At 36.5% G+C, this 14077-nt stretch carries 14 protein-coding genes; 1 reads left to right on the plus strand and 13 read right to left on the minus strand.

Features of this window, described 5'->3' with window-relative positions:
• Nucleotides 1-14: 14 nt before the first annotated feature.
• From BWGOE10_RS22840 to BWGOE10_RS22895, 11 genes are all read right to left on the minus strand, one after another.
• Nucleotides 15-1418: a replication initiation and membrane attachment family protein gene (locus BWGOE10_RS22840; protein ID WP_070145070.1), complete on the minus strand. Its 1404-nt coding sequence runs from the start codon at nt 1416-1418 to the stop codon at nt 15-17.
• Nucleotides 1419-1563: 145 nt separating this feature from the next.
• Complete coding sequence (nrdR, locus tag BWGOE10_RS22845; protein ID WP_001203686.1) at nt 1564-2025, minus strand: transcriptional regulator NrdR; 462 nt, start codon at nt 2023-2025, stop codon at nt 1564-1566.
• 196 nt (nt 2026-2221) lie between these two features.
• The gene (speD, locus tag BWGOE10_RS22850; protein ID WP_002003660.1) at nt 2222-2605 is read right to left on the minus strand and encodes an adenosylmethionine decarboxylase; all 384 of its coding nucleotides are present in this window, start codon (nt 2603-2605) and stop codon (nt 2222-2224) included.
• A 387-nt stretch (nt 2606-2992) separates the two neighbouring features.
• Nucleotides 2993-4021 (minus strand): glyceraldehyde-3-phosphate dehydrogenase, encoded by a 1029-nt coding sequence (locus BWGOE10_RS22860; RefSeq protein ID WP_070145072.1) that lies wholly within the window; start codon nt 4019-4021, stop codon nt 2993-2995.
• A gap of 109 nt (nt 4022-4130) precedes the next feature.
• Nucleotides 4131-4733: a dephospho-CoA kinase gene (gene coaE, locus BWGOE10_RS22865; RefSeq protein WP_070145073.1), complete on the minus strand. Its 603-nt coding sequence runs from the start codon at nt 4731-4733 to the stop codon at nt 4131-4133.
• 52 nt (nt 4734-4785) lie between these two features.
• Nucleotides 4786-5418, minus strand: coding sequence for a sporulation membrane protein YtaF (gene ytaF, locus BWGOE10_RS22870; RefSeq protein WP_070145074.1), 633 nt, complete (start codon nt 5416-5418; stop codon nt 4786-4788).
• A gap of 72 nt (nt 5419-5490) precedes the next feature.
• Nucleotides 5491-6321, minus strand: a complete 831-nt coding sequence (gene mutM / locus BWGOE10_RS22875; protein ID WP_070145075.1) for a DNA-formamidopyrimidine glycosylase — start codon at nt 6319-6321, stop codon at nt 5491-5493.
• 12 nt (nt 6322-6333) lie between these two features.
• Nucleotides 6334-8967, minus strand: a complete 2634-nt coding sequence (gene polA / locus BWGOE10_RS22880) for a DNA polymerase I (protein ID WP_070145076.1) — start codon at nt 8965-8967, stop codon at nt 6334-6336.
• A gap of 283 nt (nt 8968-9250) precedes the next feature.
• Nucleotides 9251-11014 (minus strand): sensory box histidine kinase PhoR, encoded by a 1764-nt coding sequence (gene phoR / locus BWGOE10_RS22885; protein WP_070145077.1) that lies wholly within the window; start codon nt 11012-11014, stop codon nt 9251-9253.
• Nucleotides 11007-11726 carry a two-component system response regulator PhoP gene (gene phoP, locus BWGOE10_RS22890; RefSeq protein ID WP_070145078.1) on the minus strand — a complete coding sequence of 240 codons (720 nt, stop codon included), beginning with the start codon at nt 11724-11726 and terminating at the stop codon, nt 11007-11009. Before phoP ends, phoR begins: the two co-directional genes overlap by 8 nt.
• Nucleotides 11727-11886: 160 nt before the next feature.
• Entirely contained in the window at nt 11887-12144 is a 258-nt protein-coding gene (locus BWGOE10_RS22895) for a hypothetical protein (protein ID WP_070145079.1), read from the minus strand.
• 97 nt (nt 12145-12241) lie between these two features.
• Between BWGOE10_RS22895 and BWGOE10_RS33750 the strand changes: the two genes are divergently transcribed.
• Complete coding sequence (locus BWGOE10_RS33750; protein WP_098786349.1) at nt 12242-12373, plus strand: hypothetical protein; 132 nt, start codon at nt 12242-12244, stop codon at nt 12371-12373.
• Between the two features lie 56 nt (nt 12374-12429).
• Here BWGOE10_RS33750 and BWGOE10_RS22900 read toward each other — a convergent pair whose 3' ends face one another.
• Entirely contained in the window at nt 12430-12903 is a 474-nt protein-coding gene (locus tag BWGOE10_RS22900; protein WP_070145080.1) for a MaoC/PaaZ C-terminal domain-containing protein, read from the minus strand.
• A gap of 216 nt (nt 12904-13119) precedes the next feature.
• Nucleotides 13120-14058 (minus strand): malate dehydrogenase, encoded by a 939-nt coding sequence (gene mdh, locus BWGOE10_RS22905; RefSeq protein WP_070145081.1) that lies wholly within the window; start codon nt 14056-14058, stop codon nt 13120-13122.
• Between the last annotated feature and the right edge of the window lie 19 nt (nt 14059-14077).

Genomic DNA, 14077 nt, shown 5'->3' on the forward strand with positions numbered 1-14077 from the left:
TTCATTTTCTTTTATTAATCACGCTTATATTTTTTCAATACTTCTTCTAATCGTTTCCGTTCATCTTCTAACGTACTTGCATCTTTTTTCGCACTTACGTCATTTTTTACAGGTTCTTTCTCTTCTTTCGACTCTTCTTTAAGCCAATCTGGTACCATTTCTTTTCTCACTGTTTTCTTCGCTGTACGACCTTTTTTCTTCGTCTCAGCCCACTCTTGATATTGACGATTCTCTTCTTTCGCTAGCGCCATCGCCTCGCCTACTGTACCGACCTTTTTTCGCGCCCAATGTCCCGCAATCTTCTCGACATACGTTTTAGCAAGCTTCATATCTGAGCGTAGCATAACGTAATAAATAAGTACATTCACAACCCCTGGCGTTAATTTTTGATTTATCATTACATCCTCAACGATTTGCAAGTCCGCTTTCGTCGCCTCTGCACCGCCTGAAATCTCTTTCAATAGTTGTTTTGGCGAGATTTCCTCTAACTGCTTCATTAGCATCTCTTCTTGCGTAGTTGGCTCTTTCTCTTTCATTGTACGAGCAGCATGAGGTTGCACCCTTTCACTTAATACAGGTAGTGCTTGACCATTTTCAAATTGATACCAATCGCGTGCTCCCTTCCGAAGCCTTTCGATATCAATAGTTTGTATCTCTGTCACTGCGCCAAGAACGATATTTTGCATCGATAACACATCCACACCGTACACATAAGCGAGTGTAATGACACATTCTCGCACTTGATCTGTAATCGCCTTTTTAGGAACAAGCGCTGATAGTCCGTCTACAAATAAAGAGAAATCAAAGAAATCATTCCAAACTTTCGGTGCATCCCCATTCTCGTTATTTGGCATAGTTGTCGTTTTCGGGATACGCAGTTCTTCTTGCGCATGTTCAAACTGACCTGGGTTAAACGAATCAAATACATCGTTGAAGGAGCGCGTAACATTTTCATAAGAAGCAAAATCGAATTCTTCTTCTAAGAAATATTGCTTTACTTGGTTGTATTTTGTCCGACTCAAGCGATTATATAAAAAGATACTTAAAACAATATCATCAAAAAACTGCTTCGGAGATAAAGGTGGTTGCAATTCATATATAAACATTCGAATATCTTTTTCTTTCTTAATATATACATTTAAAAGACCAATCGCTTCTAACTTTACTCGTTCCCCATATATTTCAGGAAGTTGCATTTGCATAGTCACCATAAGGGAGTGATGTGTATTCTCTTTTCCAAACACACGATCTTGCTCTAACTCTCCCCATAGCGTCATGTATAAGCTAAAAGCTCTACTACCTATTAACGGCTGATACAACATCGTTAATACTTTCCGGTCGTAATTATGTAACAACCCTTTCGCACTTACTTTATAACGATCAATCGGCAATAGCTCCATCCATGACTGTTTTTCCATTCTTGCTTTTCCTTTCTCTCATCCAATCTAACCTATATTTCACTCGTTCTATCTTTATTATATAATTTATTAGCGAAAAAGAGCTATTAGCTTCCGCTTCTAGCTCTCTTATCTCGTTTACTTACAGTATATAAAGAGATTCTTTCTACTCTCTCTCTTTTTGCAGTATATCTTTTAATTCTTCAATAAATACATTTAAATCTTTAAATTGACGATACACAGAAGCAAAACGTACGTAAGCAACATCATCAATATCACGAAGTTCTTCCATAACAATTTCACCAATCATATCACTTTTCACTTCTGATATACCTAAGTTACGAAGTTCACGCTCCACACTTTGTGTTACTTCCTCTAACTGCCTTAAAGATACAGGTCTTTTTTCACACGCTTTAATTAAACCGCGTAAAATTTTCTCTTTATTAAACTCTTCTCGTGTTCCTTCTTTTTTAACAACGATAAGAGGTGATTCTTCTACTCTTTCAAATGTCGTAAAGCGACTTAAACAACTTTCACACTCTCTTCTTCTTCGAATAGAGCGTCCCTCGTCTACCGGACGCGAATCTAACACTCTTGTGCCATTATGAAAACAGGATGGACAACGCAATTCATTCACTCCTTTACAATATAATCTTTATTCTTTCGCTACTCACCTACATGTGAAAATATATATACAATATTATATAACTCATTCTTCTACAATGACCACTCTAAGTTATTACATATCGTGATCCTATTTTATATAAACTAAAAAAGAGGTGCATTATACACCTCTTTACATTTTAAATCAATTATGTTCTTTTTTAAAGAGCTTTTGTTTCTCTCTGCTTAATTTCGAAGCTACCAGTGCCTCGAGGAAGCTCGATGCTCTCACGCGTTTTCGCGTTTAAACCTTCTGCAATATATTCTGCAGCAACATTTGGATCAATACGATCCCCACAAGTATAAACATCAATACTTGCATAACCGTGCTCCGGAAAGCTATGAATTGTTAAATGTGATTCCGAGATAATTACTACTCCACTTACACCTTGTGGTGCAAATTTATGAAAAGCAACCTCACGTACTTCAGCACCAGCTCTTAGTGCTGCATCCACAAATAATTGTTCAATATACGGCATGTCATTAAGCTTGTCGAAATCGCAATCCCAAAGTTCAGCGATCACGTGACGACCCATCGTATCCATAGTATCCATTCTACAGTTCCCCCTTGTAAATTTATTCTAACTGTTCGAATTGAAAACTAATTTGCAATTTGGCTTGCTCCACTACCACGGGGGAAAGTTAGTCCAGAGAGGTCCTAACCCTTTAAGTAGTGACTACGTACCTCAGCTCTTAAGTTTACGAGTGTTAGTATACTTTGTTTATTTTCATTTTGCAACAACAGTTTTTTCGATTTTCTGTCATAATTTCCTCTTTACTTTTCCCTAAAAAAAATAAATGATTCACAAATACAGTAATCACAACGTTTTTTGGTCTGTCCACTATTTGAAAATATACTCCTATAATTTTTTTCTTTTCAGAAAAAAATAAAAAAAGAAGGCAAATATTCACTTGCCCTCCCCCTATTTCACTTAAATATGTTGTACATTTTCTTGTTTTGCTAATTCATCTACAACTAACGTTACAAGATCTACAACACGACGAGAGTAGCCCCACTCGTTATCATACCAAGCAAGTACTTTCACTTTACGCTCACCCATTACCATTGTAGATAAACCATCAATAATAGCTGAGTGTGTATTTGTATTAAAGTCGATAGACACTAAAGGCTCATCGCTGAATTCTACAATTCCTTTTAACGCACCGTTTGCAACATTTTTGAATGCTTCATTAATATCTTCAACTGTTACATCACGTTTTACGTCTACTACTAAATCAACAAGAGACACGTTTGGCGTTGGTACACGAAGTGCCATACCATGAAGTTTTCCGTTTAAGTGTGGAAGAACTTTTGCAAGCGCTTTCGCGGCACCCGTCGTTGTCGGAATGATAGACTGTCCGCAAGCACGCGCTCTTCTTAAATCTTTATGTGGGTTATCAATATTTTTTTGGTCATTTGTATAAGCGTGAACAGTTGTCATTAAACCGTTTTCAATTCCGAACTGCTCATCTAACACCTTTACAACAGGCGCTAAACAGTTTGTTGTACAAGATGCATTTGAAATAACGGTATGTTTTGTAATATCTAATTGGTCTTCGTTCACACCAACTACGATTGTTACATCTTCATTTTTACCAGGCGCTGTTAAAATAACTTTTTTCGCTCCAGCTTCAACATGAAGAATTGCTTTTTCTTTCGCGTTAAATTTACCAGTTGCTTCAATTACAACTTCAACACCTAGATCTTTCCAAGGCAATTCCTTCGGATCACGGTTGTTTAAAAGGCGAATCATTTTCCCATCTACTAATAAGTGATCTTCAAATGCTTCCACTGTTCCGTCAAACTTACCATGTACTGTATCATATTTAATTAAATGTGCTAACGTTTCGGACGGATAGCTTGCGTTGATTGCTACAATTTCGAATGCGCTTTCTTTTATTGCTTGACGAAACACCATTCTCCCAATACGTCCAAATCCATTAATTGCCACACGAGTCATAATATGTTATCCCCCTTGAATGCGTTATACTATTTATCTCTAATCCCAATAATAGTATAACACAAAAAGGAGATATGTCACTAAGCATTTTCATTAATTTCACAATTTTTTAATCAATAATGTTCCATTCTTTCAAAATAGCCGCTAATTGTGTTTGCGTTTCAGCAATTGTGCCATCATTATAAATTACTTCATCCGCCCTCGTTACTTTTTCTTCTAATGACATTTGAGATTGAATACGCGCCGTTGCTTCTTCTTCCGAAAAATCATTCCGTTTCATTAAACGTTCTAATTGCGTATTCGGTGTGACTGCTACAACTAATACTCGATCAACGAGATTTGTTAATTTACTTTCAAACAAAAGAGGGATATCTAACACAACCGCTTGCATGCCTTCTTTTATGTACATCTCCTTTTGTACATTCATTTCTTCACGCACTGCAGGATGAACAATTTTGTTTAACTGCAATCGTTTTTCTTCATTATAAAAAACGACACTCCCAAGCTGCGGCCGATCAAGCTCTCCATCTTTTTGTAACACTTCCGTTCCAAAGACATCTACAATTTTGTTATATGCTGGTTTCCCTCGTTCTACAACTTCTCGCGCAATAATATCTGCATCAATAACTGGTATATTTAGTTCGCGAAACATTTGTGATACTGTACTTTTCCCACTTGCAATGCCTCCCGTTAATCCAATTACTACTGTCATAATAACCCTCCTCCAATATAAAAGGCGCGAAACTAATGTTCCACGCCCATACTTACATTTTCCAAATTCCAATAATAATGAGTAATACCCCAGGCAGGAATGTAAATTTTTGTAACCATTTCATATTTGATAAAATCGTACCGAGCTTCATACCAATAAATAAAAACAAAGAACTCATAACCGCAACTAATATCGCCATCATCGCAGGTGCATAACCTAATAAAGATGCGCCAATTCCAGCACCAAACGAATCTACAGAAAGAGCGATACCGAGAAGTAGTGCTTCTCCTGCAGAGATAGTTCCTGATTTATCAAAATCCGCAACAGTGGGTTTCCTCAAAATTTGAATCACTAGCCCTAGAGAAGCAATTTCTAGTTTCCAAACCTTCTCTTCTTGCTTTGATTCTTCTTTTTTATCACTTCGGAAAAATTGATATAATACCCAAATACCTATTCCAATAAGAACAAACCCACCAATACGCGTTGCGATAACAGGTGAAAATATTTTCGCGATCATATGTCCAATTCCCATGGAAACGAGCATTACAGCTGCTGAACAGATCCCGATAATTATAATTGATCTTAGTGGAATTCTTACGCTCCTTAACCCGTATGTCAGCCCTACACTACAGCTATCTAAGCTTAATGTAAAAGCTAATAAAATAAGAGATAAATAAAGGTACATCGGTAAGCTCCTCCCTTATACATAGCTCTGATGTATGTATATGACAAATGCCTATCCGATGTTATCTCTTTTCTATATTCTAGGCTGACAAATTGGGCAATAATGCGTTCCTCTTCCGCCAACAACTGTTTTTTCTAATATCGTACCGCAAGTCACACATGGTTCTCCTTTTTTCCCGTATACATTTAGAAGTTCTTGGAACGAACCAATTTGCCCTTGCGAATTAATATACGTTCTAATTGTACTTCCGCCCCGCTTTACTGCTTCGCCTAGCGTTGTAACAATTGCTTCGTACACTCTTTCGATTTCTTCTTCCGTTAAAGATGACGCTTCTCGTTCTGGATGGATGTGAGAACGGAATAAAACTTCATCTACATATATATTCCCAAGCCCTACTAAAAGACGCTGGTCTAATAATACAACCTTTATTTTACGATTTGTCTTTTGCAATCTTTCTTGTAAATACTGTGGTGTCAATTCAGCATCAAATGGCTCTGGACCTAAGTCAGCAAGGGGCATTTGATTCAATTCTTCGCCTTTCTTAAAGAGATGCATCGTACCAAACTTTCTCACATCTTTATAATGTAATTCAGTTCCATCTGTAAATAGGAAACGGACGTGCGTATGTTTATCAATCGGCTCATCCTCCTGATGAAGCAAAAACTTACCTTCCATACGCAAATGTGAAACAATTACATAGTTCGTTACATACAAAAGCAAAAACTTGCCTCTTCGCTTTATATTTTCAATCTTCTCGCCTCTCAGCATGTCTTTAAAGATTTCTGCATCATCCGGTCGTTTTACTATTTTGGGATAAGTTACAATAACATCTTCAATCACTTTTCCCGTTACAAGATTTTCAAGTGTCCGTCTAACGTTTTCAACCTCTGGTAATTCAGGCATTTCATCACTTCCTTATTTCGCGTCGTACCAAGTTGGGCCATAAGAATAATCCACTTTTAACGGAACTGCCAATTCAATTGCATGCTCCATTACTTCAGGTACAAGCTGCTCTAGTTTTTCCAATTCTTCTTTTGGCGCTTCAAATATCAATTCATCGTGTACTTGCAGGAGAAGACGCGCTTCTAATCCCTCTTCTTCTAAACGATCCGCCATAATAATCATAGCCTTTTTAATAATATCCGCCGCACTACCTTGAATTGGTGTATTCATTGCAGTACGCTCTGCAAAGCTACGCAAATTAAAGTTACGGCTCGTAATTTCTGGAATGTAACGACGGCGATTTAATAACGTTGAAACATATCCTTTTTGCTTCGCATCTTTTACAATGTCAGCCATATATTCTTGTACTCCAGGGAAGCTTTCTAAATACCTTTCAATAAATTCCCCTGCCGCTTTTCTCGTGATTCCTAAGTTTTGTGAAAGGCCGTAATCACTAATACCGTATACAATGCCGAAGTTTACAGCTTTTGCTTGTCGTCTCATATTAGATGTCACTTCATCTTTTCCAACACCGAATACATCCATAGCTGTTTTCGTATGAATATCCATGTCATGTTGGAACGCTTCAACTAAACCTTTATCTTTTGCAATGTGAGCAAGCACACGAAGTTCAATTTGTGAATAATCGGCTGCGTACATAATCCATCCTTCTTCTGAAGGAATAAACGCCTGACGAATCTTCCTTCCCTCTTCTAAGCGAATCGGGATATTTTGCAAGTTTGGTTCCGTTGAACTTAGTCGTCCCGTTTGCGTTAACACTTGGTTAAAGCGAGTGTGAATTTTAGATGAATCGTCATGTACAACTTTTAATAACCCTTCAATATACGTAGAGTTTAGTTTCCCTAATTGACGGTAGTGTAAAATCTTCGGAATGATTGCATGATGATCCATAAGCTTGTCTAGTACATCAGCAGACGTAGAATAACCTGTTTTCGTCTTTTTAATAACAGGTAAATTTAAGTTCTCAAACAGAATAACCCCAAGCTGCTTCGGTGAATTAATATTAAATTCCGTTCCTGCAAGCTCATAAATCTCTTTTTCCATTTCCTTTAATCTACCCGCAAGCTCTTCTCCCATATTGCGGAGACGCTCCGTATCAACTGTAACACCTTTCACTTCCATGTCAGCTAATACACGAGCAAGAGGTAATTCTAACTCTGTAAATAGTTCATATTGCTCATTCTTTTCTAATTCTTCCTCGAAGGTTTGCTTCACATCATATAATACATGCACTTTACGAGCTACATGCTCAGCTACTACCTCTTGCTCCGGAACAGCACGCTTCGCACCTTTTCCGTAAACTTCTTCGTCAGATTTTACCGCATGTGTTTCTTTCATTTTCGCAACAGCACGGAAATCTTTATCGGTATCAGCTGGATCAAGTAAATAAGCGGCAATTAATAAATCAAAATCAATTCCCTGAATATCTACACCATTCCATTTGAGCGCAACGATAGCACGCTTCGCATCAAATGTATGTTTTCTCATTTCCCTATTTGCAAGCCACTCTTTAAAAGCATCTGATTTAAGAGCAACATCGGCCGGAATGAAGTAACAACCATTTTCATTTTGAATACCAAAACCTTGAATATCGGCTTTATGATAGTTATCTTCTTGTACTTCAACAATAAGCGCACTATCTTGCTGAAGCATTTCTTCTGTAACTTCTTCTACAATATCAAATGTAATATCATCTAATTCAGCTGGAGCCGTTTCCTCCGGCGTAACGCCTAATTTATTTAAAAGGGATGTAAATCCTAAATTCTCGAACATTGGAATTAAATCGCTTGGTTCATACCCTTTATATGCCATATCATCTACATGCACAGTAATCGGTGCGTCTGTAATAATAGTCGCAAGTTCTTTACTCATAAGAGCTTGTTCTTTATTTTCTTCTAACTTTTCTTTTAATTTCTTGCCACTTACTTGATCTAAGTTTTCATATACCGCTTCTACCGTTTCAAATTGTGTTAACAATTTAATCGCAGTTTTTTCACCAACACCTGGTACACCTGGAATGTTATCTGATTGATCTCCCATTAAACCTTTCATGTCGATAATTTGCTTTGGTGATAAGCTATATTTCTCAAATAAAGCTTCTTTCGTATATTCATCTACTTCTGTAATCCCTTTGCGAGGAATACATACGAGTGTATTATCTGAAACAAGTTGCAGTAAATCTTTATCTCCTGAAATAACTTTCACATGAAACCCTTGCTCACTCGCTTCTTTCGCTAACGTCCCCATAATGTCATCCGCTTCATAATTTTCCAGCTCATAACGCGGTACATTGAATGCATCAAGCATCTCACGAATAAACGGGAATTGCTCTGATAACTCAGGTGGAGTCTTTTGACGCCCTCCCTTATAATCACTATACGTTTTATGACGGAATGTTGTTTTCCCCGCATCAAACGCCACAAGCATATGCGTCGGTTTTTCTTCCTCTAATATTCTCATTAGCATCATCGTAAAACCATAAATTGCGTTCGTATGTATACCTTTGTCGTTATTTAAAAGCGGTAGTGCAAAGAAAGCACGATACGCGATATTATTACCATCTACTAATACGACTTTTTTTTCCAAACTACAAACCTCCCCATACAAATTTGAAACGATTTTTCCACAGAAAAAACCGTTCTTTTCCTCTCTCTATATTAACATGACTAATAGAGAGAAGAAAAATAACGGTTTTTTTCTATCATATATAAACAGACTTACATTGGCATAAAAGGGAAGTGACGAGAATAGCATAACTACTCTCGTCCAAAATTACTCCTTGGATGAAGGGGTTTTCATGTATTATATTAACAGAGCTTTATTAATATTTAATTAAGACAATGTTAATATATTGTAAATATCCTTCATCCTATTTTTCAGTAGCTGATTTTGGTAAAACAACTGTAAATGTTGTTCCTTCTCCAACCTCACTATCCACTGTAATCGTACCTTGATGTGCTTCAACTAAATGCTTTACAATTGATAAACCAAGACCCGTTCCACCCGTATTTCTACTTCTCGCTTTATCAACTCGATAAAAACGTTCAAATATACGAGGGATTTCTTCTTTACTAATACCAATTCCAGTATCCGACACTTTTATATACGCATTATATTTATCCTCAAATAATTCAACAGAAACAACGCCTCCAGCCGGCGTATATACGATCGCATTATTAATTAAATTAATAAAGATTTGTTTTAAGCGGCTCGGATCTCCAATAACAGAAACTCGTTTCAATACATTCACTTGTAACGAGATTTCTTTTTCTCCCGCTTTATTATCAAGCACCATGTGTATGTCTTCAAGAAGTCCCTTCATATCAACCGTACCCATATTTAACTTAAATCCTTGTTGCTCGATCTTTGACAAATCTAATAAATCTTCAATTAATCCTTGCATGCGTTCACTTTCTTTTAGAATAATATGTAAGAAATGTTCACAAAATCTTTTGTTATCCATCGCCCCATCTAAGAGCGTTTCTGAAAAGCCTTTAATAGAAGTAATCGGTGTCTTCAATTCATGAGAAACATTCGCTAAAAAGTCTTTTCTCATTTGTTCTAATTTCTTCAGCTCAGTAATGTCATGGAATACGAGAACAATCCCTTTCCACTCATGGTTCGTCCCAATAATTGGCGCTCCATATACCTCGAAATGCTTTCGCTCAATACCAAGCGGCAATAACATTTGTTTACGCACTTTCACTTCTGTCATAAAAATTTCTTCCACAAGCTCAATAATTTCCGTATGGTGAAACGATTCATAATATAAACGATTTAAATATTCTTCATCAGTTACGTGGAAAGTTTCCTTATAAGAACGGTTTACAAGGTTTATATAACCACGACTATCAATTAAAATCATTCCACTTCCCATATTTTCAATTAATGTGTGTAAACGATCTTGTTGCATTTCTTGTTCAAGTGTCATCTCTTGTAAATTACGAGCTAAAATATTAATTGCTTTACTCAGCATTCCTGTTTCATCCGAATGACTTTCATATGCACGCGCTTTATAATTACCCTTCGCTAATTCAATCGCAACTTTCGTAACTGATTCAATCGGCCTAATATATTGCCCTGTAATTTTCACCCCAAGGAATACAACTACGAGACAAGCAATGACAAATCCGATAATTAATAATCCCCACGTTTTTTGGTGAACGTCCCTCAAAGTATCAATTGTACTTTTCACCAAAATGTATCCTTGTTTCCCTTCTACATCCTGGACGAACACCGCATGATAAAATTCATTCTTTTGATCTGTTTCTTTCGTAATGACTTTATTTCTTTGCTTTGCTGTTTCGGAAGAAAGTTCTTTAATCATCTCTTGACTAAATGCAGATGGTTGCCCTCCGCTATATTGAACTTTCTTTTTTTCATCAACAAATATAATAGAAGCTGGTATTTTTTCTTCTAACTTTTCAAATACATAAGGCTTTTTTAAAACAGCATCAAACCCTTGCTCTTCTGCTAATACCGCAACATACTGTGTCTCTTTTACCATTCTCTCTTTAGCATGATCTATATAGTAGTTTTCAAATGCAGTTTCTAATAATACACCTAGTCCAACTAAAATAAAGACGATAAGAGAAACAAATGTAAAAAGAAGCCTGGAACGAAATTTATTCATCCCCTTTTGGCTCCTCTAATTTATAACCTAAACCACGTATCGTTTTAATGTACGTCGGTTTTTTCGTATTTTGTTCGATTTTATCGCGCAAATGGCTAATATGGACATCAACAATTCTTGTATCACCGGCAAAATCATAATTCCATACAGCACTTAATAATTGATCACGAGTTAATACACGACTTTTATTTTTCGCAAGATAAACAAGTAACTCAAATTCTTTCGGAGTTAACTCGATCTTTCTCCCTCGGAAGTACGCTTCATAAAACTCAGGTAAAATTTTCAGCTCTGCAATTATGATGCTATCTTCATCTGGCGATTCTGAAACTTGCTCTTCCTGCTGTAATTTCGTACGGCGCAAAATCGCCTTCACACGAGCAACAACTTCCCTTGGACTAAATGGCTTCGTCATATAATCATCAGCCCCAAGTTCAAGACCTAGCACCTTATCAAATTCATCATCTTTTGCTGTTAACATTAAAATCGGCGTCATAACACGCTGCAATCGTAATTCTTTACAAACTTCCATACCATCCATTTTCGGAAGCATTAAATCTAATATAATTAAATCTGGGCGTTCTGTAGTCGCTTTTTGAAGCGCCATTTCTCCATCCATTGCTGTAATAACTTCAAACCCAGCTTGTTGTAAATTAAATTCAATTAAAGTTAAGATAAATTCCTCATCATCAACTACTAAAATACGATTGTTCATTCTTTTCCTCCAAGTTATAGACTTGAAACCTTCTTCATCCTAGTATTTTCCCCGTTATTCTCATCATACTAGAAAACAAGGTCTCCCTCAATATAATTGTCCCTTCATGAAAGAAAGTTACTGTATAGTTTTACTAAGAAATAGAATAAACCATAACTTTTCAGTAGAAATCTGTCTTATCCGCTGTAATAGTGATCCACACTTTGTAAATGAATGTATCGTTCTCTACAACTGTTTCCGCATGAACTGTAAATCTAGGAATAGATGCTAGAAAAAACGCAAGAGCATACGCTATTTTATAATCCGGTGTTTCATATCCATCAAATACTCTCCCGTACATTTCATTCGCGATTGAATCGGCCCACACTTCAGCTTCTCTTATCGTTTCAAAAATAATGTCTTCTCGCTTCCACTTCATCTTAAAAAACCACCCCTTTCATTGACTTTAATCACCAATAAATATATCATTAATTTTAATATATAAATAAATAAATAAATACAATAAAGGGGCCATTATGCGAATATTACTACCTATTTTAACTTTATTAGTAACATGTTTCCTTACTTTTAACGTACCGAGCTGGGATACGATTAAAACAGGTTGTTCAGAATTTACTGAAGGGTTTAAAGAAGGATTTTTCAACTAAAAATAGCGCTAGCCCCTTATAGTAAGGTATGCTAGCGCTATTCATATTTTCATGTTTTAAAAATTATCTAATGCTTTTTCCATAATGGAAACAGATTTAAAAGGTGGTGTTACTGTTAATGAGCCTTTCACAACAGTATCTCCTTTTTCGTCATGAGCAGATACAAGCATATCAATTGTATGTTCCTCCTCTGAAACAGCCACAACTTCAAAGTGGATTTGTAACGTCTCATAATGGTGAACATGCTTCACGAATGTAAGGTCCTTCCTAGTAATATGGCTACCTGGACCTGGTAAATATTTCGTAACTGCCGTTGTAATCAACCCCGTTAGCATAATGCTTGGTACAATCGGCTTTTCATACGGAGTTTGGGATGCGTAATCATGCTGAATATATAATGGATTGGCATCATTCGTTAACCCTAAATACAATAACAAATCTTTATCCTCAATTTTTTCAGTGATAGATAATTTCTCTCCTACTGTAATTTCATCCATTCTACGACCAATTTGAACTTTTTTCTTTAACATGTTACAACCCCCTCCGATTTTTTCACCTTATTATCCTACTAAAAGCGATACCTTATCCGAAAATTACTATGACGAGGGCAATGTATAGTATAAGTCTATAGTTTCATTATAGGATACTACAAATGATAGCGTTTTCATATTATTTCAAAAAAACAATTTAGTAAATAGTAGAAAAAGATTCGGGGCCCCGAATCTTTTTCTACTTATATTTAATTATTAAACAAGAACTTTCATAACGTTACGTACAGATTCTACAGAGCGATCTAACGCTTCTTTTTCATCTTCAAGAAGTTCTAATTCAATAATTTTTTCAATTCCGTTACCACCTAGAATTACTGGTACCCCTAAATAAAGGTCACTATAACCATACTCACCTTCAAGGTATGCAATAGCAGGTAATACACGGCGTTGATCTTTCAAGATTGCTTCTGTCATTTCAACTAAAGAAGCTGCTGGCGCATAATATGCACTACCGTTTCCTAATAAGCCTACAATCTCACCGCCACCTTTACGTGTACGTTCTACGATTGCTTCTAAACGCTCTTTTGGAATTAATGTTTCTAACGGAATACCACCCGCATATGAGTAACGCACAAGAGGTACCATATCGTCACCATGTCCACCAAGAACAAATCCTGTAATGTCTTTCACAGAAAGATTTAATTCTTGTGAAATGAATGTACGGAAACGAGCTGTATCTAATACGCCTGATTGACCGATAACACGCTCTTTCGGGAATCCAGCTTCTTTAAATACAGAATATGTCATTGCATCAACTGGATTTGTTAATACAACAATAATCGCGTTTGGTGAATGTTTTGCAATGTCGCGCGTAATACTTTTCATAATTTTAGAGTTTGTTGCTACTAAGTCATCACGGCTCATACCAGGCTTACGCGCAATACCTGCTGTAATAACGACAACGTCAGAATCAGCAGTATCTGCGTAATCCGATGTACCAATAATGTTAGCATCAAAACCTTGTACTGGGCTCGCTTCTAACATATCTAACGCTTTCCCTTTTGTTGGATTTTCCAGCTGTGGAATGTCCACTAATACAACATCTGCAAGTTCTTTTTGTGCTAATAAGAATGCTGTTGTTGCTCCTGTAAATCCTGCACCGATGACTGAAACTTTCTTGCGTTTGATTGTCATAATTTACCCCCCGCTTTAA

This window comes from Bacillus mycoides (assembly GCF_001757995.1).
In the GTDB taxonomy this organism is placed as follows: Bacteria; Bacillota; Bacilli; order Bacillales; family Bacillaceae_G; genus Bacillus_A; species Bacillus_A mycoides_B.